At 52.8% G+C, this 23,880-nt stretch carries 19 protein-coding genes; 1 reads left to right on the top strand and 18 read right to left on the bottom strand.

The annotated features are described in order from the left end of the window. Positions 1-37: 37 nt before the first annotated feature. Complete coding sequence (gene ilvD / locus MKZ15_RS17345; RefSeq protein WP_155605803.1) at positions 38-1,723, top strand: dihydroxy-acid dehydratase; 1,686 nt, start codon at positions 38-40, stop codon at positions 1,721-1,723. Positions 1,724-1,811: 88 nt separating this feature from the next. Here ilvD and MKZ15_RS17350 read toward each other — a convergent pair whose 3' ends face one another. The 18 genes from MKZ15_RS17350 to MKZ15_RS17435 form a co-directional block, all read right to left on the bottom strand. Beyond that, positions 1,812-3,230: a polysaccharide deacetylase family protein gene (locus tag MKZ15_RS17350; protein WP_155605804.1), complete on the bottom strand. Its 1,419-nt coding sequence runs from the start codon at positions 3,228-3,230 to the stop codon at positions 1,812-1,814. A gap of 127 nt (positions 3,231-3,357) precedes the next feature. Continuing rightward, on the bottom strand, positions 3,358-5,142 hold the full coding sequence (locus MKZ15_RS17355; RefSeq protein ID WP_339817137.1) for a penicillin-binding transpeptidase domain-containing protein: 1,785 nt from the start codon (positions 5,140-5,142) through the stop codon (positions 3,358-3,360). 329 nt (positions 5,143-5,471) lie between these two features. Further along, entirely contained in the window at positions 5,472-7,649 is a 2,178-nt protein-coding gene (locus MKZ15_RS17360; protein ID WP_339817138.1) for a methyl-accepting chemotaxis protein, read from the bottom strand. A gap of 241 nt (positions 7,650-7,890) precedes the next feature. After that, entirely contained in the window at positions 7,891-9,225 is a 1,335-nt protein-coding gene (locus MKZ15_RS17365; RefSeq protein ID WP_213623945.1) for a U32 family peptidase, read from the bottom strand. A 99-nt stretch (positions 9,226-9,324) separates the two neighbouring features. Next, positions 9,325-10,260 carry a U32 family peptidase gene (locus MKZ15_RS17370; protein WP_339817139.1) on the bottom strand — a complete coding sequence of 312 codons (936 nt, stop codon included), beginning with the start codon at positions 10,258-10,260 and terminating at the stop codon, positions 9,325-9,327. A 15-nt stretch (positions 10,261-10,275) separates the two neighbouring features. Further along, the gene (gene mltG, locus MKZ15_RS17375) at positions 10,276-11,331 is read right to left on the bottom strand and encodes an endolytic transglycosylase MltG (RefSeq protein WP_193416562.1); all 1,056 of its coding nucleotides are present in this window, start codon (positions 11,329-11,331) and stop codon (positions 10,276-10,278) included. An 87-nt stretch (positions 11,332-11,418) separates the two neighbouring features. Then, complete coding sequence (locus MKZ15_RS17380; RefSeq protein ID WP_155605810.1) at positions 11,419-11,718, bottom strand: DUF1292 domain-containing protein; 300 nt, start codon at positions 11,716-11,718, stop codon at positions 11,419-11,421. Then, on the bottom strand, positions 11,711-12,028 hold the full coding sequence (locus MKZ15_RS17385; RefSeq protein WP_155605811.1) for a DUF1292 domain-containing protein: 318 nt from the start codon (positions 12,026-12,028) through the stop codon (positions 11,711-11,713). Before MKZ15_RS17385 ends, MKZ15_RS17380 begins: the two co-directional genes overlap by 8 nt. A 12-nt stretch (positions 12,029-12,040) precedes the next feature. Next, positions 12,041-12,457 carry a Holliday junction resolvase RuvX gene (ruvX, locus tag MKZ15_RS17390; protein ID WP_155605812.1) on the bottom strand — a complete coding sequence of 139 codons (417 nt, stop codon included), beginning with the start codon at positions 12,455-12,457 and terminating at the stop codon, positions 12,041-12,043. A 9-nt stretch (positions 12,458-12,466) separates the two neighbouring features. Next, on the bottom strand, positions 12,467-12,727 hold the full coding sequence (locus tag MKZ15_RS17395) for an IreB family regulatory phosphoprotein (RefSeq protein ID WP_155605813.1): 261 nt from the start codon (positions 12,725-12,727) through the stop codon (positions 12,467-12,469). Between the two features lie 133 nt (positions 12,728-12,860). Continuing rightward, complete coding sequence (gene alaS / locus MKZ15_RS17400; protein ID WP_193416564.1) at positions 12,861-15,485, bottom strand: alanine--tRNA ligase; 2,625 nt, start codon at positions 15,483-15,485, stop codon at positions 12,861-12,863. A 387-nt stretch (positions 15,486-15,872) separates the two neighbouring features. Next, a complete protein-coding gene (locus MKZ15_RS17405; protein WP_155605852.1) occupies positions 15,873-16,940 on the bottom strand; it encodes an AI-2E family transporter in 1,068 nt (355 codons plus the stop codon). Positions 16,941-17,624: 684 nt separating this feature from the next. Further along, on the bottom strand, positions 17,625-18,779 hold the full coding sequence (locus tag MKZ15_RS17410; protein ID WP_339817143.1) for a mannitol-1-phosphate 5-dehydrogenase: 1,155 nt from the start codon (positions 18,777-18,779) through the stop codon (positions 17,625-17,627). Beyond that, a complete protein-coding gene (locus tag MKZ15_RS17415; RefSeq protein ID WP_155605816.1) occupies positions 18,776-19,213 on the bottom strand; it encodes a PTS sugar transporter subunit IIA in 438 nt (145 codons plus the stop codon). The genes MKZ15_RS17410 and MKZ15_RS17415 overlap by 4 nt, the downstream gene beginning before the upstream one ends. Positions 19,214-19,255: 42 nt before the next feature. After that, positions 19,256-21,334, bottom strand: coding sequence for a BglG family transcription antiterminator (locus MKZ15_RS17420; RefSeq protein ID WP_339817145.1), 2,079 nt, complete (start codon positions 21,332-21,334; stop codon positions 19,256-19,258). A gap of 81 nt (positions 21,335-21,415) precedes the next feature. Further along, positions 21,416-22,855, bottom strand: coding sequence for a PTS mannitol transporter subunit IICBA (locus MKZ15_RS17425; RefSeq protein ID WP_155605818.1), 1,440 nt, complete (start codon positions 22,853-22,855; stop codon positions 21,416-21,418). Between the two features lie 241 nt (positions 22,856-23,096). Then, complete coding sequence (locus MKZ15_RS17430) at positions 23,097-23,306, bottom strand: hypothetical protein (RefSeq protein WP_193416592.1); 210 nt, start codon at positions 23,304-23,306, stop codon at positions 23,097-23,099. A gap of 31 nt (positions 23,307-23,337) precedes the next feature. Then, the gene (locus tag MKZ15_RS17435) at positions 23,338-23,841 is read right to left on the bottom strand and encodes a PRC-barrel domain-containing protein (protein ID WP_155605820.1); all 504 of its coding nucleotides are present in this window, start codon (positions 23,839-23,841) and stop codon (positions 23,338-23,340) included. Between the last annotated feature and the right edge of the window lie 39 nt (positions 23,842-23,880).

Raw genomic sequence — 23,880 nt, forward strand, 5'->3', positions numbered from 1 at the left:
TCCAAAACTATAACTAATCATGGGGGGATCGGTGATCATGACAGCCAAAAAGATGCGTTCTGATATGATCAAAAAAGGCTTCGACCGTGCGCCGCACCGCAGTTTGCTGCGTGCCGCCGGCGTGAAAGAAGAAGATTTCGGCAAACCGTTTATCGCGGTCTGCAACTCGTATATCGATATCGTGCCAGGACATGTGCACTTGCAGGAGTTCGGCAAGATCGTAAAGGAAGCCATTCGCGAAGCCGGAGGCGTTCCGTTTGAGTTTAATACCATCGGTGTGGATGACGGTATTGCGATGGGCCATATTGGCATGCGCTACTCCCTGCCAAGCCGGGAAATCATCGCCGACTCGCTCGAGACCGTCGTTTCGGCGCACTGGTTCGACGGCATGGTTTGCATTCCGAACTGCGACAAAATCACACCGGGGATGATGATGGGCGCGCTGCGCGTCAACATTCCAACCGTCTTCGTCAGCGGCGGCCCAATGAAAGCCGGCGTAGACAGCAAAGGACGGAAATTGTCCCTGACCTCCGTCTTTGAAGGTGTAGGCGCGCATCAGGCTGGACAAATCAGCGATAATGACCTGCTGGAGCTGGAACAATACGGCTGTCCAACCTGCGGTTCCTGTTCCGGCATGTTCACCGCCAACTCGATGAACTGCCTCGCCGAAGCGCTGGGTCTGGCTATGCCGGGTAACGGCACGATCCTCGCTGTGGCTGAAGAACGCCGCGATTTCGTTCGGGAATCCGCGCGTCAGCTGATGAAACTGATCGAACTCGATTTGAAACCTCGTGACATCGTCACTAAGGAATCCATCGACAACGCCTTTGCGCTGGATATGGCGATGGGCGGCTCCACCAACACCGTGCTTCATACGCTGGCACTAGCCCAGGAAGCAGGCATCGATTACCCGCTGGAACGAATCAATGAAGTTGCCAACCGCGTGCCGCATATCGCCAAGCTGGCTCCGGCATCCGACCTCTTTATCGAAGACGTTCACCGGGCTGGCGGCGTCAGCGCCGTCATTAACGAGCTGCTGAAGAAGCCAGGTGCGATCTTTGGCGATCAAATGACCGTAACGGGTAAGACGCTAGCCGAAAACGTTGCAGGCTGCGAAATCCTCGACCCGAATGTCATTCATCCGCTCGACAAAGCGCATTCGGAAAAAGGCGGCCTCGCCATTCTGTACGGTAACCTAGCTCCGGAAGGTTCGGTTATCAAAGTAGGGGCCGTAGATGCTTCGGTTGGCGGCTACCATAAAGGTCCAGCCATCTGCTTCGACTCCCAGGAGGAGGCACTGGAAGGAATCGCCGGCGGCAAAGTCAAAGAAGGTTGCGTCGTTGTTATCCGTTATGAAGGTCCTAAAGGCGGGCCGGGGATGCCGGAAATGCTGGCACCGACTTCGCAAATCGTCGGTATGGGGCTTGGCGCGAAGGTCGGCTTGATCACCGACGGACGTTTCTCCGGCGCTTCTCGCGGTATCAGCATCGGTCATATCTCTCCGGAGGCAGCGGAAGGCGGACCAATCGCTTTTGTCGAAGATGGTGACATCATCGAGCTTGACCTGAATAACCGCAAGATCGAGCTGCATGTCAGCGACGAAGAGCTCGCACGCCGCAAAGCGAATTGGAAAGGCTTTGAGCCGAAGGTCAAAACCGGTTACTTGGCTCGTTATTCCAAACTGGTCACCAACGCCAGTTCGGGTGGCGTCATGAAGATTTAGTTTAACAAATTTACAAAAAGGCCGTATCCGGATCATGATGATCCAGATACGGCCTTTCCTGTTCACAGATGAAAATCGAAAGAATCCGTTACCGAGTAGGCATGGAGATGCTAAGTAATGACTCCTCTTCTACGACCTCAGTCTTCTCTAAGGTCGAATGGCTGCGATGCGAGCCAGTTTCGGTGAACCTTGCCAGGAGGTGATCCATCGGCATCACCATCATTTTGGGTACCAATTCTTGAGGTTGCTCTTTTAATCTCGACTTCCCTGCGGGATGTATAACGCTCATCAATAATTTCAAATAGATTTGAGTCGAGCTTGCAAACCAACCTCTCGGCAAATCGGTAATAATAAATCCAAATTGCTCGGGTCCCCGATTAATCATGCTGACGCCATACAAAGCTTTGACCTCTTTGAGTTCGGGATGGTCGTAGATATACTGGGCCAGCTTCGGTAACGTTTTCTCAAAATTGCGAATCATTTGAATCGCCAATTGCACCGTAGTCCTGGAGCGAGTCCCGATTTCGTACAACTTCTTGTTGTCGAAATGGAGCTCCATGACCTGATCCCCTGCTTGGAGGGTTTTCCCATCGTTTAAGGCTACCGGTTCCCCGTGGTAAGGGCGGATACGGAAATGGAGGAACGGATTCTGGGTATCCGGCGTTTTCAACTGGAATATCACGTGGAAGATCTTCTCCCATAACAGCCATAAGGCCACGATACTTCGTTTGAACCAGGACACCTTCACCGGCGTTCTTCCCTTTGGTACGGGAGTCCCAGCGGGTTTGTTTTTACGCTTCGCTTCTTCCGTTACTTGAATCAATTCGTCGATGCGAATGCTGCGCAATCCGCGGCGATCCGCTTCCGTCAGCACGCGCTCAAGCGCGGTCAGCATTTCAGCCGGCGCTCCGACATTGGCACCTAAGGTAGCGCCGCAATCGTGCAGTAGAAATACTTCTCCACCCCGTAGTTTCTTCATCATGCGTTTCGTTAAACGGTCAGCGCCAACCTTCACTCGCCAATCGGCAAACATCGCCGACCACAGGACGATTTGCGTGTTGCCCCGGTTCGTAAAATCAAACAGGTTGACGATTCCCCACGGCGGACGATAATAATGGGAATCCACGCCGGTAACGTCGTAGATGATCTTATTCGTCTTCTGAATTTGTTTCTTAACTGCGGCCGGTCCCATCAGCCAGTTGGTTTTGTGCACATAGTTGTGCGATCCGATCAAGTGGCCTTCCTCGTGAATCCGTTTAATCAATTCGGGATATTTCTCCGCATTCGAGCCGACGAGAAAAAATGTCGCCTTCGCCCCATGGCGCTTGAGCAAATCAAGCAATTGCGGAGTATATTTCGGATCGGGGCCATCGTCGAAGGTGAGCGCGAACTCCTTATCGCTGGTCCCGTGCTTAAATACGCGAAAACCGAAGATCCGAGTGATCAATCCGGGTATAAAAGCGTACAGCGTAGAGATATAAAATAACCATAGCAGCAAAGTCTCCATATGCTTTCCCCACTTTTCTATGATCAATGACTTTGGCATGCTCCGTGAAAAGCATAGCATCTACACTATTTTATCACAGACGTCCCTAGTTTAGGCGCATTATTTTGGGGAAAGCACAGGAAATCGGTCAACCTGGAGAAGCTAAAATATCCATAGTCCGCCGGAACAACTCGGCGGCAAGATGCTTCGACCCTTCAGTCTGGTTTTGGACCAGAACCGCCACGGCATACTTGGGTTGTTCTATCGGTCCGTAACCGATAAACCATTGATTATTGCGTTGTTGATGGTTTCGAATAACCTCAGCCGTGCCGGATTTGCCGGCCAGTGGCCACTTGGCTTGTTGTAAAGCTCGCCCGGTGCCGTCCGTCACCACCAGTCTCATCCAGGACAGCAACCGTTTGGCTGTCTGTGGGTTAATCTGCCCCACGGAAGAAGGCGAAGCTTGCGAAGGTAAGTCGGATAAGAGGGATCCGTCTTTATAACGGATCTCGCTGACTAAGCGCGGTGCCATTACTTGGCCGCCGTGAAGCAGAGTTACGACTAAATTAGCTGCTTGAAGCGGGGATACCAGCACATCCCGCTGGCCGATCGCAGTTTGCGCCCGGACTCCGCCGTCCGCTGCAACCAATCTATGGAACACCGCCCCCGACTCCTCATGATCGAGCGGCCGTAATCCATCCCCGCCGAGGAAGGCAGGATCGCTCCAGCCAATCGGACGACCCAGCCCCAGCTTGGCGGCAGTCCTAACTATCGCGTCCGCACTTAACCGCTCTCCCAACGTGGCGAACACAACGTTGCACGACTTAGCAAATCCCTCCTCCAGCGTGATGTTTCCATGCCCCCCTTTCTTCCAGCAAGATAGGCCGTATTTGCCATAATGGCCATTGCAGTGAAACACTTCACCGGGAACCGTGGCATGCTCCTCCAGGGCGGCAGCCGCAATCACCGTCTTGAATATCGAGCCGGGAACGAATGCCTTCACCGCTTTGTTCCCCCAATTCTCCGCCGCCGGATCAACGTGATGCGGATCGTAATAAGGCAGCGACACCATCGAAACGATATCGGCCGATTTTGCGTCTAACACGACGACCGCTCCTTCCGTCACGTTCATCGTCGCGGCCAATCGCTCAATCTTCTGCTGTAGGTTATCGTCCACCGTCGTTTGAATTTGAAGCGGGTAATATCGGCTGGCGGCCGCATTCACCCGCGTGCCCGTCCCGCCCAGCGGGTCTTTGCGGCCATCCACGGTGTAAGCAGCTCTGACGCCGCCAAGTCCCCGTAAAAATCCATCGAGCGTTTTTTCGAGGCCGGAGGCTCCGACCTGCAAGGTCAACGCGAAGTCCGGTTGATGCTTGTTCTCCCTGAGCTTACGAATAACGTCCGGCCGCTGCGTCACAAACCCCAGCCATTGATTCCCTCGTTCGCCCGGCCCATATCGCGCCATATACGGCAGTACCTCTAGGCCTTCAAGTTTCGGCAATTTGCGGACCGCTTCTTCCCCAAGCCGGAGCGGCTCGCCAGACTCCCCTCCAGCCTTCGGCCAGACATAAGGACGCTCCAACCGTTCCCACTTACTTCGAAGTTCCGGGACTGTCGTCCCTAGAGCGCTGGCCAAGCGAGCAAGCTGAGTTTCTAAGGGCAATTTGCGAACTGGAAAAAGAATTGGCGTCCAGGCCAACTCCCCCGTTAATGGCTTCCCATTGCGGTCAAAGATATGTCCCCTCCCCGGGTCCAGTTCAATACTCTCTTCACGTTGCCGAACAGCCAATTCATTGATCGTCTTGCCGCCAACCGTCACTGTCTTAAACGCCGAAGCTGTTTGAATCCAGGCGATGCGCAGCGCAAACAACCCCATCACAACCATAAAGGACAACAACAGGTAAAAAATCCGTTTTTTGCTCAATAACGACATCGTTCGCCCTCCATTCTGTTCCCATTATTTCCTGGGAAAAGTCGGACTAAACCGCCGCACCCCCGACCAGCCGAACTCAAAATCACTCGCCGAAAAGCCTAGCTGGTAGCATTGCAACAAACTTGTATATTTGACGCGATCCAGACCGTATTCTTCATTGGACAAGCGGCATACAAGAGCGGCCCGAGATCGTTATTCGTTTCCGATGATTCCGCTAACAAAAACAAAACCCGGCCAAACCTGCATCGCAGATTAGCCGGGCTTCTCCCGATTCCCGGAACCCTCGGGAAATCGGATCTAGCTTACTTTCAGGCGCTGAGCCTGTTTTCTTATACGGTAAACTTCGACAACGACTCTTTCAAGCCGGTGGATACGTTCTCCAGTTTGTTCGACAGTTGCACCAGCTGATCGCCGACCGTCTGCTGTTCGCTGGAGAGAGAGGCAACCTCTTCGGATGTAGCGGATGATTGCTGCGCAACCGCACTGACGTTACTCATCGCTTCGGACAAAACCGATTGCGATTCGTTCAATTGGTCGATGGAAGCCGTCACAGAATCGAGATGATGGACGAAGCCTTCCATTTGTTGTTGTACGGATACAAAAATTTGGCTTGTCTCCTGTACCGACGCGATTTGCTCCTGGAAGATCGGACTCGCTTCGGACAAGGTTTTGACCGTTTCGTTCATCTCTTTTTGGATCGTATCCGTAATTTCACCGACCATCGTGATCGATTGACGGGATTGATCCGCCAATTGGCGAATTTCATCAGCAACGACCATGAACCCTCGGCCAGCAGCGCCTGCGCGAGCCGCTTCAATCGTAGCGTTCAGCGACAGGATGTTTGTTTGTTGCGTAATGTTCTGCATCACGTCGAGTACCTTCAAGACGGATCCTGTGCTCGCTTTGAGCGAGTCAACTTTGGCGGTCAACGCGTTGATCATTTCGACCGTCATGTTGGTTTTCTCCATCAAGCCGCCCAAATACTCGGTCCCTTGCTGACTGGATTTCTCCACCTGACGTGCCGAGTTTTCCATCTCTTTGTTCGTTTGGATCACTTGTTCCATCTGACGAGAAATATTTTCCGTCAGCTCATTGCCGCGTTCGGCTTCGTTCGCCAAGCTGGTCGCCCCGTTAGCGATTTCTTCGGTTGCCACCGCAATTTCTTTGGCGGACAAGGCCGTTTTGTTCGAAGCTTGCGTTAATTCGGTAGCTGTATCCAATACGTCCTGTGCGGAGTTATTGGTTTGTTTGACGAGGGCGGTGATATTTTCCATCATCACGTTAAAGCTCACCGTCAACTGACCGATCTCATCCTTCGCTTTCGTATTCATCCGAACGTTCAGATTCCCTCGGGAGCCTTCCTCCATCAGGTTTCTCAACTTGCCGAGCGGATGCGCGATCATCCGAACCATCCAAATGCCGATCAGAATGGCGATGATTGCAACGATAACCAAAGAGAACATCGTAAACATCAGGATGCGGTCTGCGCTCTTCGTCAGTTCCGCCGAATCCACGGTACCGATCAACTTCCACCCGGAAGCCTGGGTATTGAACGAAGCGAGAACGGAGTTGCCGCTTGCATCCTTGGTCCGAAGGCTACCCGACGGGCCGCTGCTTTTCCCCAGATCAAATTCGCTAGCCTTCCCCTCATCGCCATCGACGGAGGAACCAACCACAATATTATCCTGTGTCAGCATTTGAAGCTTGGAGTTTTTCCCCAGGTTAACTTCTTTCAAATAACCGTTCAATACGTCCAAATTCACATCGGTGATCAGAACGAAACGTTTCATACTGTTTACGCTTTGCACCGAGCGAGCTAGGCGGAAAACTGAATTGCTTTTTCCTTCCGATGGAACTTGCAGCCAAACTGTCTTGGTTGCGCCGGCTAGATCCTTGAACCAAGCCTCTCCGCGTACGGTGCTCAAGAAATTGATATCCGCGCTACCCGAAGTCACATCATCCACGATTTTGTCTGCTGACAACATGTAAACCGCGGAAACTCCCTTAGTTGAGAATGTTAGCGTATTCAAGCGTGTTCTCATTTTGTTGGTTGCGGTAAACTTGTCATAGTCCGTGATGTTCGACAAGGAAGCGTCCATGATGGCGTTCTGCATTTCGTCGTCCAGGAACATTTGCTGCAGATTTTCTTCATACTTTTGCATAACGATATCCAGCTTTTGCGAGGTTTGAACAATCGTCTGCAGGTTAGCCTGTTCCGCATTGTCCTGAATGGTTCCCTTCGCCATTTGGGAAGACATAATCCCGATGGTCAACACGAAAAACATAATTGCAACAAAGAAAATCAGGAACAACCGAATGCCTACCGACTTTGAAGGATTAATTTGTTTAGGTAGTTTGTCCCGCAATGAAGCTAATACAGCTTTGAAATTCAGCGGAGTTTTGCTCGTTGGGTTAACCGCCTTTGAATTGGTCCGTTCTCCCTTTTGTTTCTTTTCCTTCTTCTTGTTGTTAGTTGCTTGGTCCTCGTTCTTTGGAACCAGACTCATGTTGATCACCCGCCACTCTTAATAGTTGCAGACCCAAGTTTTTAGGCTAGAGGTCATGCATAATTCCTGTTGGTAATTCACACTTCTCGTCAGCTATCCAATATATTCGACAATACCTGACGTTCTCCTCTATAATATCGGTTTCACATGTAGCGGATTTTAAATAATCTTGACAAAAAACACAAAAAAGGGCCTTTCGTCCTATGAACGAACAGGCCCCTAAGCATATTGATTTTTACATTCACTTCTTTTTCCGCATCATATCGAAGTAGGATACTGGTTGTTCGACCTTCATTTTGATCCGCTGCAGCGGGTGACGGGCCGCATCCAGTTCATTTCCGGCTTCGTCGTATAGGGTCCCAACGGTCTGCTTAAAGAATGTCCCCCCGGGGCCAAAAAACTCTACCTCTTGTCCGGGCTTAAAATGGTTGCGCTGTTGGATCGTCGCCATACCGGTCGTTTCGTCATACTCCATGACCAATCCCGCGAAATCGTAAGGCGCCGCTTTTTCTTCCGGCTCGTAAATATGATCCTCATGGTCCGGAGTATCGTAGAAGAAACCGGTGTTTAGCGGTCGATTGGCCGCCTTATTGATTTCTTCAATCCACTCCGGCTTCAGCACGTAATGATCCGGATCCGCCATGTACGCATCAATCGCTTGGCGATAAACATTCACGACCGTCGCCACGTAATGAATCGACTTCATTCGACCTTCAATTTTGAAGCTGTCCACGCCGGCGTCGATCAAATCGGGAACATGTCCAATCATGCACAAGTCCTTGGATCCCATCGTAAACGCATTGTCGTCCTCCTCGAACAAGGGCAGTTGGGTTACTCCAAGACGGAACTTCTCCAGCACCTTGTTGTCGCGGGCTTCTTCCTCAGAGATCCATTCCCCTTCCGCGCGCGCGTCCGTAAACAAATCGTATTTCCAGCGGCAGGATTGGCAGCAGCCCCCGCGATTGGAATCACGGTCCGTAAAATGATTCGACAACACGCATCGTCCAGAATATGAGGAGCACATTGCCCCATGGATAAACGACTCGATCTCAATGTCGACATGGCGTTTAATTTCCTCTATTTCCTCAAGGCTGGTTTCACGACCAAGCACGACCCGCGGCAAGCCCTGATCCTTCCAGAATTGTACCGCCTGCCAGTTAACGGTCGACTGTTGGGTGCTGAGATGGACCTCCAGTTCGGGTACAACGCGCTGCGCCGTTTCGATGATCACAGGGTCAGCGACGATAATCGCTGCGATCCCCGCCTCGTGCAGATTGCGCAAATACGCCTCAATGCCCTCCAAATCCTCGTTATGGGCATAAATATTCGTGGCGACGAACACCTTTGCGCCGTATTTTTTAGCAAATTCCACGCCTTCCCGCATTTCTTCGAAACTAAAATTATCCGCATTGGATCGAAGGCCATATTGTTGTCCCCCGATATATACGGCGTCGGCGCCGTAATGGACGGCGAATTTCAGCTTTTCGAGATTACCCGCCGGGGCGAGCAATTCGGGTTTCGCCAACCGGTTACGTTTTCCCACATATTTCGGGATATGCTTCTCCGCGGTTTGCATCTTCGTTCACCTCTCATCATTTTGTTGGTTAATAAGTTTTTTGGTACTTAAATTTTAAATATAGGTCAAAAAGTCGGCTTTTCAGCACCGAACTTCCTCTCAATAGACTTGTTCTTTGTAGAAGAATCCGAAGGTTAGCTCCCGCTCCGGATCTTGTACCTCGCGGATGGCATCCATCCAGCTCTCATCGAACTCGTACCCTTCCGGGTCGCTAAAATAAGCTTCGATGGCCTTACGATATGAAGTAATCACGATTTCATTATAAGCCGCCGACTTCAGCATCGTCTCGATTTTGAAGCTGTCCACGCCTGAAGCCATAAGCATGTGCAAATCTTCCAAAATGCAGATATCGTCCGAGCTCATAATATGCGTCCCGTTGGCATCCTCGAAAATCGGGAATTTCTCGTCCGGCCGCTCCGCTTCGACAAGGAAGAGTCCGCGATTCAAGCCCAGATCGCTGCCCGGCGCGACCGGCCGTCCTTGATGCGTCATATAGCTCTGCACCAAGCTGCGTTTCGAGTGATAGATATTGGTCATGCCATGGACCTGAACCTCCGCTTCGATATTCAGCGATGGAGGCATCGCGGTGATCTCGTCCATGTTCAGCTCGCGCGCCAGTACGACGCGGGATGCGCCCTTCGACCCCCAGTAGTTGGCCGTGGCATAGTTAGTGGAAGTCATCTCGGCATTCCAATGCAGCTTCAGCTGCGGTGCCACCTTTCGTACCGCCTGAAGGACAGAGGGATCGCCAAACTCGATAGCATCTGCACCACATTCCGCCACCTGCTTCACGTAATCGGACAGGTCGTCCAACAAGGCATTGGTCATTAGGTTGTTGAGGCTAACATAGATTTTGGCTCCGTATTCGCGCGCCACTTGAACGGCCGCGGCGATGTCTCGGGTCGTCATCTCGCCAGGAAGGCGCATTCCATATTTGGCCTCGCCGATGATGGCTGCATCAGCCCCCGCTGCGAAGTAACGCTTTAGTTCTTCCAGCGAACCGGCTGGGACCAAGAGTTCCGGCTTTTTACTCATTTGTTACTACCACCTTTATTTATTGGCCATAGCCTTGCTAGTCTCGATGTTCTTCAAATGTTCTTTATAGGTCTTGGCAAACAGGTGTTCCCCGCTGCCATCTTTCTTCGTCACATAGAAAAGGTACTCCGACGGCTCCGGCGTAAGTGCCGCTTCGATCGATTTGAGGCTTGGCGCAGCGATTGGACCCGGTGGCAATCCTTCATACAAATACGTATTGTAGGGGCTATCCACGCTTCTTAGATCCGAATTCAGCAAACGCTCCTTCGGTTTATCCAGCACATACTGCACCGTGGCGTCGATTTCGAGCTTCATGCCGTCTTTCAGTCGGTTGTAAATGACCCCGGCTACCTTAGGACGCTCGGCATCAACTACCACTTCCCGCTCTACCAACGAAGCGACCGTCATCAGTTCGCCTAAGGTTAAACCACGAGCTTGCAGCTTTTGCGTGAAATCAGGGATTTCACCTAGCCGCTCTCCCGTTTCCTGCAGCATGCGAGCGATAATATCCCGCTCATTGCTGCCTTTCTTTAGCTCATAAGTTTCTGGGAACAAGTACCCTTCCAACCGATAGGTTAATCGCTCGTCCGCCGGGATTTGAGTCAGCAGCTCATCGTCGAGCTCGGCAGCACTCTTCGCCAACTGCAAAAACGCCGCTTTGTCGGCCAAGCCTTCCTCTGCCAGCTTGTCAGCCATTTGCTTCACGGTAAAGCCTTCGGGAATCGTAAACCGGATCATTTCCGCTTTGACCACGTCGCCGCCGTTTAGCTTGGCGATGATTTCGTCATACGTCACTCCCGGGTTCATCTCGTAGACTCCAGCCTGAAAATGACTGCCTTCCGATTTCCATTTTAAATACGAAACGAACAAAAAGGAATTTTTAATTAGTCCCTGGTTTTCCAGTAACTCTGCGATTCCTGACGTCCCCGTACCCGGTTCGATCGTGAACTTGACCGGTTGCTCCTTCGCTTCGACAGGTTGCATGCCTGTGTAAACATATATTCCGGCCGCCCCAACTCCAATGATCACGAGTAAGAGCAGGACGGTCAGCCATTTCAGCGCCTTCCTCAAGACCGCTTCCCCCTTAACAGCCAAAAAGAGCGGTAAAATCCCGCTCTTCCCGGACTGATCTATCGTGCTCCTGCAACACCTTCCCCTTTACTCCGGAAAGGTCAATTCGTCATAAAGCTCGGATACGTTCTCCCATTCCTCGTCGTCATCGATCGTGACCAGCTCTAGCTCGTCGCCGGTCATCACAATCTTGAAGATCTCCGGCTCTTCGTCCTTGGAAGCATTCTCCAGCATCAACACTGCATAAGAAGCTCCAGCAACGTCAAACTCTTGAACGACTTGATAATAGGAGGCATTGCCTGATTCGTCCTCCAGCTCCACGATCGGGCCAAAAGCGTCGCGAACCCGCGACGTCAGGACCGCTTGGTCTGCCGTAAAATCAGTCATTGCTATCTTCTCCGTCAAATTCGTCGACGAGCGTATTAAACGTCTCCTCGACAATTTCCCATTCTTCGTCGCTTTCGATCGTGTACAGCTTCAAGTCATCGCCGTCTTCCTCGTAACGGAACGCGTATACCTCTTCGCTCTCTTCTTCTTCATTCCCATCGGAATCCAGAGGAACGACCATCATATACTTGGCGTCCGAACCGTCGACTTCGAATTTCATAATCACTTCGAACTCTTCTTCATTGCCCTCTTCATCGGGGATATAAATAATTTCCGGTTCTTCTTCATTTCCGATACGATCTTTAGACATACGCGATCACCCTCACTTTATACTCTTAGAGTCCAAATAGTTTTGCAAAATCAAGCTGGCGGCCATCTTGTCGACGACACCCTTGCGCTTCTTCCGGCTGACATCCGCCTCCAGCAGCGTTCGCTGCGCAGAAACGGTGGTCAGCCGTTCGTCCCAGAGATGCACGGGGAGGTTAAACCTGCCCCGAAGCTCCTCGGCAAACGCCATGCATATTTCTCCCCGGGGACCAATCGTGCCGTTCATATTCTTCGGCAGACCGACGACAATCTCCTCCACCTCGTGCTGTTTCACCAGCTCGGCGATGCGTTCGAATTCGCTGCCTTCCCTGCGGCGCTCGATGGTTTCGAGCCCCTGGGCGGTCCAGCCTAGACTATCGCTAACGGCGACTCCGATCCGACGGTCCCCGTAATCCAGACCCATGATTTTCATGTATTGCTCCTATCGGTGGCCCGCCATGTAAAAGCGTACCAGTTCTTCTATCAGTTCGTCCCGTTCCTTCTTGCGGACCAAACTTCGCGCATTGTTATGGCGCGGTATATAGGCCGGATCTCCCGACAACAGATATCCGACGATCTGGTTAACCGGATTGTATTCTTTCTCCTGCAACGCCTGGTAAACCGTAAGAAGAATTTCCTGCGCCGACGCCTCTAGTTCATCGCCTTTGACGTTAAATTTGACGGTTTTATCCATGGAGTCCATGATGACACCTCGCTTCTTCGACATACGCCTTTATGATCGCAGCTGATTTCCTCTTAGCCTAATCATACTATACCATATCATGGGTTCCATAAGGAAATTTTCGCGGGTTCACCCCGTCAAATTCATCGTTCCTTTAGGCTTGGGAAGCAATCCATTCCGCAGCTTTCTTCAAAGCTTCGTCCAGCTTGCTGGCATCCTTGCCCCCCGCCTGGGCCATGTCCGGACGGCCGCCGCCTCCGCCGCCGCATACGGCCGCCACTTCCTTGACGAGCTTGCCGGCATGCAGTCCGCGAGCCACTTCCTCTTTAGGCACGACAACAACAAAATTCACCTTGTCCTCGCTTGGAGCACCCAGCACAAGCACCGCATCCGGCAGCTTGGCTTTCAGCTCGTCGGCTAACGTGCGCAGCGCGTCCATGCTTCCGGCCTGAACGTGAGCAGCCAGGAGTTGGGTTTGACCGACGTTAACCACCTGGCTTGTCAATTCGCCAGCTTCGATCACGCTCAGCTTGCTTTGCAGGGATTCGTTCTCGCGACCAAGCTCCTTCAACTGCTGGAACAATCCTTCGACCCGTTTCGGCACGTCGTTCACATTCGATTTCAACAAGCCAGCCGCTTGCTTCAGCAAATCAAGCTGACCATCCATGAACTGGTAGGCGCCCCGTCCGGTCACCGCTTCGATCCGGCGCACGCCGGAGCCGATGCCGCTTTCGCTGACGATTTTGAACAGGCCGATTTCCGCCGAATTGTTCACGTGGCAACCGCCGCACAGCTCCAGGCTGTACTCACCGACCTGGACAACGCGAACGATGTCCCCGTATTTCTCGCCGAACAACGCCATTGCCCCCATCGCTTTGGCTTCATCGATCGCTTTCAGCGAGGTTGTCACCGGCAGCGCGTTCCAAATCTGCTCATTCACGCGGCGTTCGATTTCCACCAATTCCTCCGGCGAAATGCTGCCAAGGTGGGAGAAGTCGAAGCGCAGACGCTGCGGTTCAACAAGAGAACCGGCTTGGTTCACGTGTTCGCCGAGCGTTTCTTTTAACGCCTTATGCAGCAGATGGGTTGCCGTATGGTTCTTCACCGTATGGCTGCGTTGTTCCTTGCTTACGGAAGCCGTAACTTCTGAACCGACTCGCAGTTCGCCGGTCTCCACCGTCACTTGATGGACATGCTGCCCGTGTGGTGCTTTATACAAACCTTCCACGGTCGCACTGCCAGAGCCGGTGCGCAGGGTCCCCTGGTCGCTGACCTGGCCGCCGCTTTCTGCATAGAAAGGCGTCGAAGCCAAAATGATTTGGCCTGATTGACCGGCACTAAGCGTGTCAACGAAAGCGTCGTCAGCCACGATGGCGACGATGCTGGTTGTAACTTCAAGCTCATTATATCCAACGAATTCCGTTTTAGTCGTAAAATCGGCCAGAACTCCGCCTTGCACCTTCATGCTGCCGCTCTCGTGGCGGGCCGCCCGGGCACGTTCGCGTTGCTCCTCCATGGCAGCTTCAAAGCCTTCACGGTCGACACCCAGCCCTTGTTCCACCGCAAAGTCCTCGGTCAGATCCAGCGGAAATCCGTAGGTGTCATACAACTTAAATGCATCTGCCCCGCTGATCAGCGTGCGGCCGGCTGCCTTCGCTTCGCCGCTGATGTCCGCCAAAATCGCCAAGCCGTCGCTGAGTGTTTCGTGGAACCGTTCTTCCTCGGTACGAATAACTTTTTCGATGAACTCCCGTTTGGTCACAACGTCCGTATAATAGGTGCCCATGATGTCACCGACGGTTTCCACCAAGCCGAACATAAACGGTTTGTCCATTCCGATCAGCTTGCCATAACGCACCGCGCGGCGCAGCAAGCGGCGAATCACGTAACCCCGGCCTTCGTTGGACGGCAATACGCCATCGGCCACGGCAAATGTCACCGTACGAATGTGATCGGCGATGACCTTGAGCGCCACATCGCTTTCCTCCGCCGTACCGTAAGTTACTCCGGCCATTTTGGCTGTTTGCTTAATAATCGGTTGGAACAAGTCGGTATCGAAGTTGGAGTTCACATCCTGCAGAATGGACGCAAACCGCTCCAGTCCCGCCCCAGTATCGATGTTCTTGTTCGGAAGCGGCGTATAGCTGCCGTCCTTATTATGGTTAAACTGCGAGAACACGAGGTTCCAGACCTCGAGGAATCGTTCGTTCTCACCGCCGGGATAACATTCGGGATCGGACAAATCGCCGTAAGCGTCGCCGCGATCGTAGAAAATTTCCGTGCAAGGTCCGCAAGGCCCTTCACCGATGTCCCAGAAGTTGTCCTCCAGCTTTACGATGCGTTCGGCCGGAAGTCCGACTTTCTCATTCCACAGCTTAAAGGCTTCTTCATCCTCGGGATACACGGTGACCGATAGACGCTCTGGATCAAAGCCGATCCACTTCTTGTCGGTCAGGAATTCCCAAGCCCATGTGATCGCTTCTTCCTTAAAGTAATCCCCAATCGAGAAGTTGCCCAGCATTTCAAAAAACGTATGGTGCCGGCGCGTCTTGCCCACGTTTTCGATATCGTTGGTGCGGATGCATTTCTGCGAATTCGTCAGGCGCGGATTTTCCGGCTTAACCCGCCCGTCAAAATACGGTTTGAGCGGAGCCATCCCGGCGTTGATCCACAGCAGGGACGGATCGTTATGCGGTACGAGCGAGGCGCTCGGTTCGATTTTATGGCCTTTGCCGGCAAAGAACTCCAGCCATTTGGAACGAATTTCACTTGCTTTCATCGTATAGACCTCCTAATTTATCCTCTAAAAAAACAAAAACGCCCCTGAAAATCAGGGACGATTAAATCGCGGTACCACCCTGGTTATCGCTCCTGATGCGGCTGGACTTCGTCCGCCAGCGTCTGTAGCGATCGCCTCGTCGGCCCGGTAACGGGGACCTGCCGGTGAATTTAGAGCTCACACTCCGAAATTAGCTTTCCGTCCGCGCGAGATTTCAGGTTCTCTCAGCCGCCGCTGTGGCCTTCCCTTGCGGGACGCCGCTTGCAGCGGAACCCTTCTCTGGCAAATCCGCTTGCCGAACGTACTTGATTTCATCAACGTTTTTTAGATTTTGCACATAACATTTTAAGTATATAAGGCGGGTTACGCCATGTCAATGCGGCATATTCACATCGCTTTGCGCCGAACGTAATAAGTATAGAAATGCTGGATAATCACCTTCACCACGGCAAAAAACGGCACAGCCAAAATCAGCCCGGGCACCCCCGCCAGTTCCCCGCCGATCAGGAGCGCCAGAATAATCAGCATGGGGTGCATATGCAAGCTCCGCCCCACGACTTGCGGGGAGATGACGTTACTTTCGATCATTTGGCAGAGCATATTGACGAGCAGGACAAACAGGACCATTTTCCACGAAATCGTTGTCGCCATGATCAAGGCCGGCGCTGCCCCGAGAAACGGGCCCAGGTAAGGTATGATATTGCAAACAGCGACCACTCCCGCTAGCAGCAGAGCAAACGGCATTCCGATAAGCATATAGCCGATGTAGGCCAGCACGCCGATGATGATGCAAACCAGGAGTTGCCCCCGAACGTAGTTGCCCAAGGCCATGTCGATTTCCTTCAGCAACGTCATGATCGACTTGCGCCGCGAACGCGGCAGGTACTGCAGCATCAGCCGTTCAATCAGCTCGATGTCCTTCAGCATGTAGAAGATCAGAAATGGAATAATGAACGCATTAAATACCACGCCGATCGTTGTCCCGATATTGTCTAAAAAGCCGGAAATCGAACTTGCCAGCCGGTTTTCGAATTGATAAAACCAGTTGTTCATCCCCATGCGGATGCTCCCGGGCAAAATGCCGTTGTCCCAACGGTTCATCATTTGCTGGGTGTGGATGGTCAGCTCCGGCAAATGCTCCCCGAGTTCCTCCAGCTGTTCGACGAACATCGGGATCACGTTCATGAGCACCACCGAAAGGCCGGTCAGGAATACCGCGTAAATCAACAATACGGCCATCGTCCGCGGCACCTTGCGCCCGCCGAGCATGCGAACGATCGGATTCAAGACATAAGAGATGATAATGGCGATCACGAACGGAGCGAACACCGCTTTGAGAAATCCATAAACGAGCGCAAACATCGGGCGCAGCTGCCACACGAAAAACAAGATGACCAGCCCAAGCAACACCCAGACGCCATATCGGAACAGCTTGCTTTTGGCGATCGGTTCCATCGGTTCCATCGGCTTCATGCCTCCTCCCCCTTCGCGGCGGTTAATCGTATAGATCAGTATTTGCCTGGAGAGGGAGATTTATGAGAGGGTGGCTGCGAAGGGCCGGAGATGTGTGAGATGACGAGAACCGGTAACTGAAAAAGATTTGAAGAGCGCTGGGGGCCGACGGGTGAAATGTTCTTCCGATCGCTGTTGTTCGCGGATTTCTCTGACTGAACTAAATTCCTACGGTGTAGAAATCCACTCGCAAAGGCGACCACTAACGTTTCTCCAGAATCATTTCTCCCTCTGGCCTTTTGCGCTCTTCGAGTGCTTTCTCTGTGGGCCTCTTACTCCTAACGGACCTGAGAGACGTTATTGAGTCATTTCCCGACTATTTCCCGATGTAACGGACTCAGCAGCCGTTATTTAGCCGCAAATGCAGCCAACCGAGACAATTCCGCTGGAATAAGGTCATCTCAGTCCGTTAGGTTTCAATGGTACGGTTCTCGCGGCCAATAACGTCCCCTAGGTCCGTTAGCCGTTAGCCACGCGTGCAAACCGAAAAAGCCCTGGCGCATCTTATATTGCAGATGCGTCAGGGCTGCTATCTCATCCACCTGCTAGAGGCGATGTTCGAGCGAGTATATTGGCGTCAAGCAGGGAAATAGCGTTGAATAAGCTAATCCCCCTACTAATTGCCGCTCAGCGGTTCTTCAATTCCTCATAATGCGCCAGCGCCGCTTGGTGGATCGGGTGCTCGGCGTCGAGGCCGGTGTATTTGGCCAAGGTCTGCGAAGCGCCGACTTCTTTCAGCGACGCTTGCAGTTCCGCGGCTTCCGGATCGTCCGGAGACTCGAAACGGAGCGCCATCGCCATCGTCAGCGCCAGGTAGCCGTATCCAAACTCCCGGTCATACGCCTGCGTCGCCGGGGAGACCAGCCGGTCGCCGGCGGACAGCTTGCGGATCGGTGAACGGCCGACCCGCGAAACCTCGTCCGTCAGCGCCGGATTGGCGAAACGCTCCAGAGTCGTATCGATATATGCCTGATGCTCGGCTGACGAAAACCCATGTTTCGCCACAAGCACCGCCCCGGTCTCCGAGAGGACGGCACGTACATGATGAACGACCTTCTCATCGTTCATGGCTTCCTGAATCGTGGCATGGCCTTGCAGGTATCCCATGTAAGCGGCCGAGCAATGGCCGGTATTTACGGTAAACAACTTGCGTTCGATATAAGGCTCCAACCGGTCAACATAGTGCACTCCCTCGACCCGGTGAAAGCCTTCGAACATTTGGGACTGATCCACCGCCCATTCGTAAAAAGGTTCCACAACGACCTGCAGCGGATCCTCATGCTGCTGCAGCGGAACGATCCGGTCGACCGCCGCATCGGGGAACGCTACATGACTGTCGGCCCACTGCCGCGTTGCCTCGTCCAGTTGGGCATAGACATGCTCCTTAAGCTGGGAGCTACCGCCGATGGCGTTCTCGCAGGCGATGACATGAAGTGGGGATGCCGCTTCATTGGTTTTCCGCAGCATCAGCCCTTGGGCGATTGTACCGGCGATATGCTTCAGCACCGAAACCCCAACCGCCGTGGTTACCAAGTCGGCTTCGGAAATTGCCCGGGCGGCGGCGACAGGGTCATTCACGCTGTTGATCGCCGTCACGCCGCTCACAAGAACGGTTTCCCGCTGATCGCTGGCCAGAGTGACGGGATATTCCTTACGCCGCGCCAGTTCCGAAACCAGTTTCTCGTTGACATCGACAAAACAAACCTCGTAACCGGAACCGGACAACAGCAAGCCGATAAACCCTCTCCCGATATTCCCTGCGCCGAAATGGACCGCCTTCATGCCTCCATCCCCCCTTCGAGAATTTCCGCGATCTCCTCTTCCGTCTTTGCATTCATGATCCGCTCCAAGTTGGATTCCTCGGTGAACACCATGGCGACGTTGGTCAGGACTTCCATATGATCCCCGCCGGCAGCAGCAATGCCAATGACGATAAAAGCTGGCTCATCGCCGCCGAAGTCAACGCCCTCAGGGAAGCGAACAACCGACAGTCCTGTCGAGGAAATCAGGCTTTTGGCCTCCTTGGTTCCGTGCGGGATCGCGAGGCCGCCGCCCATATAGGTGGAGACGATCTCTTCGCGCTCGACCATTTTGTCGACGTATCCCTCCGTAACGTGACCGGCGTCAACCAGCAGCTTCCCGGCCATGCGGATCGCCTCGTATTTATCGTTAGCTTTTCCATTTAATATAATTTTCTCTTTAGACAGTAATTTCATGATTGTTCTCTCCCTTTCCACTGATTTTCCTATCTTCCGGATTTACAAATGTTCAAAATAAACCAACAGTTCAGTCGCCAAAAAGTTTCGGATTTCCTGACGCTCTCCCGTTTCCAGCAGTTCTACCAGCTCCGGCTTCAGCAGCAACGCACTGATTTCACTAAGCACCTCTAAGCTCTCACGCGACAGCTCGCGTGGCGCAAGCATGAATAGCAGTGCGCCTACTTTCGTCCCGCCGTCGAGCAGTACAGGCTCCTCCAGCCGGAACAAAGCCAGCGAACGGGTATTCACAAACCGGGTTCGCGTATGGAACAAGGCGAGCGAAGTACCCGGAATAACCTGACTGGCCATTTTTTCCCGTTCCAGTAAACGGTCGGCTACAGCCGCAATGTCGGATACGGAAGGTGGAACGAACGATTGGTTTATTTCCTCCAGTGCCGCCGTTACCGTGTCTCGGAGCGAAGCCCCCCGGTTATACAAGGTACTCACGTCGAACTGATCTAACAGACTGACAACTTCGTTAAGCGCCATCGACAACGACCGTACCTTATCAAAGGCCCTGGTTTTGGCCGATTCCGGCTCGGATGCCGGCTTACGAGCCTTCAGCGTCGTATGCTGCACGTACTCCAGTAACCGCTCGCTGTCCTCGTCCGTGAGCAGCGGGCTCAATTTGACGTAACGATCCTCTGGAAGAGGCAGATCGATCGTCGAAATCATTAAATCATAATCAGACTCTGGAAGCCGCTTGGCTTCATACCATGAGACGTTGCCCAGCACTTCGATCTGCGGCATCTCCTTGGCGAGCCGCGTAGCTAACAGTTTGGAGGAGCTCAGCCCGCTTGAGCAAACCAAGATAGCCCGCACGTTGCGGCCTAGCTGATTCAACCGTTCGATCGAAGCGCCGAAATGCATCACCAGGAAGCCGATCTCTTCATCCGGCACGTCCAGGCCGGCTGCGCTGTCGTTCATCGCCTCCCGCACGATGCCGAACAGCTCCTCGTAATCCTTGCGGATAGCGCCTAGCAGCGGGTTGCGGATGCGAGAGCCTTCGCGAATCCGCTTAAACGCCGGGCCCATATGCTCAAGTAAGCCGCTATGCAGCAGGCGGTCCTCCTGAAACGGGATACCGGTTCGCTTGACGACGTTCTCCGTTAGTCGGTATACGGTATCAACCAGTTCTAAATCCGCTTGAACCAGTTCAGGAGAGGCTTCCTTGGCCTGGCTGAACAACCCGTTCATATAGGTGATTTCATCCGGTGGGAACGTAAGCGTGAGCTTGTCGGCCAAACGTAGCGCAAAGCGGGCCGTCTCAGCTGCGTCTTGCTCTCCGCCCCCGGTGGAGGCCACCTTGCCAGAGTTGTTCAAACCGTTTACGAATCTCCCCGCGTTGATCCGATTCACCGAAACGGAGAGATGGATCAACAGCTGAGTGTAGGCATTTTCGGACAAATGTTCCGTCCAATTCCAATTCATGGCCCATAGCGTATTCTCCACCGTCATCAGGTTGTGTGTGCCAACGACCTCCAGCAGCCTCGCGGTAGCTGAGGAGACTTGACTTTCCGGCGATCCCCCGATCAGATCCGAGTAATCCAGGTGATCGGCTGCCAATTGGCATAAGGCCTCGCGTATCTCCCGCTCATCACCGATCAACTCGACGCCGTAGCCCCGGCGGCGGACCAGCTCCAGTCCGAAGCGGCGGGTCCAAGGCTCTACCTCATCCAAATCGCTGCTGATCGTTGCTACCGTGACTTTCAGGCTATGAGCTAATGTAAACAACTTGCATGGCTCCTGCTCCTCCAGCAAGCGGCAAATCAACAAGAGCTGCCGCTCCTCTCCCGAGTAGTCACTAGGCTTATCCACCAGCAGCAAACGCCTGGCTTCCTGAAGCTTCTCACCTTCCTCGCTATCTGCCGCATTACTCCAAACAGAAATTCCGGTACCGGACTTACGGTGCAGGATCAATCCGAAATAGGCCAGGATTTTTTCAATCTCGTCCAGTTCCCGGTGGACCGTTCTGACGCTGACGTTAATCTCCGCGGCGATTTCCGCAGCGGTCATCCCGTTCTTGCGCCCGAGGAGGAGGATGAGGATCTGCTTTTGTCTTGCGGTCATTTTCCTCATATCAAGTCTCTCCCTAATATAGACGCAAAACACCGGCGACTAATCGCCAGTGTTCTGCCCCCGCATCGTAACCGGCGCTACTTAGCCCTTCAGCCGTTCGACCAGTTCATCGTATTTGGGACTCTTCAAGAAATTATCAATGGAGATATGTTCCGCATCCGGTTTGTTCGCGATGGCGCGGTCCGTCAGCGTTTTTTGCGTAATAACGATATCTGCGTCGCTAGGGATCTCACTAACAGCTGAATTGACGACAGTCACCTTCACGCCCGCATCCTGCATCTTCTTTCTCAGGACCGAGGCGCCCATCGCGCTGGAACCCATACCCGCATCGCAAGCAAACACGATTTTGTTCACCGTTTCTTTTTGCACGCCGCCTACAGCAGCAGGAGCTGCCACCTGGTTCTTCGAACCTGCGGATTTCATCTCTTTCATTTTCGCCGATGCTTCTTCCAAGTTCATATCCTCTTCGTCTTGTTTACCCGTCTTGAGCAGTAGCGAAGCGATCAAGAAAGAAACGACCGTTGCGACGATTACACCGCTTAACATCGGCACATATCCGCCCTTCGGCGTCATCAGGAAGTAAGCGAAAATACTACCCGGAGAAGGAGAACCTACAAGACCGGCACCGGTCAATTGGAACGTGAACGTACCCGCCACACCACCGGCAATGGCTGCCAGAATCAAGATCGGCTTCATCAAGATATACGGGAAATAAATCTCGTGAATCCCGCCCAGGAAGTGGATCACCACTGCGCCTGGAGCCGATTGTTTCACCATGCCGCGTCCGAAGACCCAGTAAGCCAGCAGGATGCCAAGACCTGGACCCGGGTTCGATTCGAGCATGTATAACATCGATTTGCCGACACGCAGCGCTTCTTCCGAAGCGATCGGCGTAATAACACCATGGTTGATGGCATTGTTCAGGAACAACACCTTGCCTGGTTCAATCAAGAGGTTGACCAGTGGGAGCAATTTTGCCTCCACCAGGAAGTCAACGCCCGAAGACAAGCCTTTGCTAATCGCGGTGACGACCGGACCGATGCCGCTGTAAGCTCCAAGAGCCATCAAGCCGCCAAAAATCCCGATCGAGAAGTTATTGACCAGCATTTCAAAACCGGATTTGATCTTCCCTTCGACCAATTTGTCGAACTGCTTGATGATCCAAGCGGACAACGGACCCACGATCATCGCGCCGAGGAACATCGGAATATCGCTGCCGACGATCACCCCCATCGTTACGATCGCAGCCGTTACTGCACCGCGTTTGCCATGTACCATGTTGCCGCCGGTGTAACCAATCAGGAGCGGCAGCAAGTATTTGATCATCGGATCAACCAACTTGGCGAGATATTCGCTTGGAATCCAGCCGGTAGGAATGAAAAGTGCGGTGATTAACCCCCATGCGATAAATGCGCCGATGTTCGGCATAACCATCCCGCTGAGCGCACGACCGAACTGCTGAACCTTGACCCTTGCTCCGCCGGATCCTGCAGACGGTTTTTTCGTTTGTGCTATAGCCATAAAGAGAAACCCCCTTAGAATGATGTACGGACCATCAACAACGTTGACTTGTTGGATTACCGTGCTTCTAGACTCATCCTAAATCAAAGCGCTTTCTTTCTCAATCAAATGAAAACACGGTTTCGTCATGATTATTGTTGACAACATTTGAAGAGCGATTCCTCTATACAAAAAAAGCCATCCCCTTCACGATCAAATGGGGACAGCTTTTGCATTTCCAAAGCCTAGCAGGAATATATTGTTACGAGGAAGCGTGCATTTGCGAGAAGTCCTGCACCATTTCCTCGCCGAAGAACAGATCGTCCAGCGAGCTGAGCGTACCGTCTTCCTCGACTTGATATACGGACATTTTGTCGCCGTTCACCGTTAGTTCAATAAAGCAACCCCAGCAGTAGAACTGGTGGGAGCCGATTTTCCCGATATCCTTGGAATTGCAATTTGGACATTTCATCATAGAACCATCACCTATCCATCCACAAAATTCACGGCTTTTCAAGCAGCTGTTCGCTGCCCAGGGGCACCATGATCACATTTTCCCCTCGGGTCATTTCCGGCAAAAAAGGCAGCAGCTTGCGCCCTTCCATGAGATCGGTGAAAAACCCGTCGCTAATTTCAATTCCAGTAATTGTGTTTCCCAATTCATGCTCAAAATAAACATCCGTCACATGACCCAGACGAATTCCGTCCTCAGTCAGGACCGGCAGCTCTTTTAATTTCCCATTTCCCGTTAAAAAGGTGTTCTGTATGTTCTCGGCTCCCCATTTGCGGACAGCCTGTTGATTACGAATCATCACAGCATCATCGCCGTAAGCCACGATATCGTCCCACCCTACCGCCTTGACACCGGAAGTCCAAAATAATCGATTCTCCAGCTGGATGCCGACGATCGACCAGTCATGGTTTAGGAGGATGTCAACGACTTTCCCGACCTGCTTGCCATGCTCCACATCATAAACGGTCAGGCCAATCATTTCTTGCATTCTCATGTTGAATAAGACACTCCCTGCTTGGGCATTTCATACGGT

This window comes from Paenibacillus sp. FSL R7-0216, from assembly GCF_037969915.1.
In the GTDB taxonomy this organism is placed as follows: Bacteria; Bacillota; Bacilli; order Paenibacillales; family Paenibacillaceae; genus Fontibacillus; species Fontibacillus rhizolycopersici.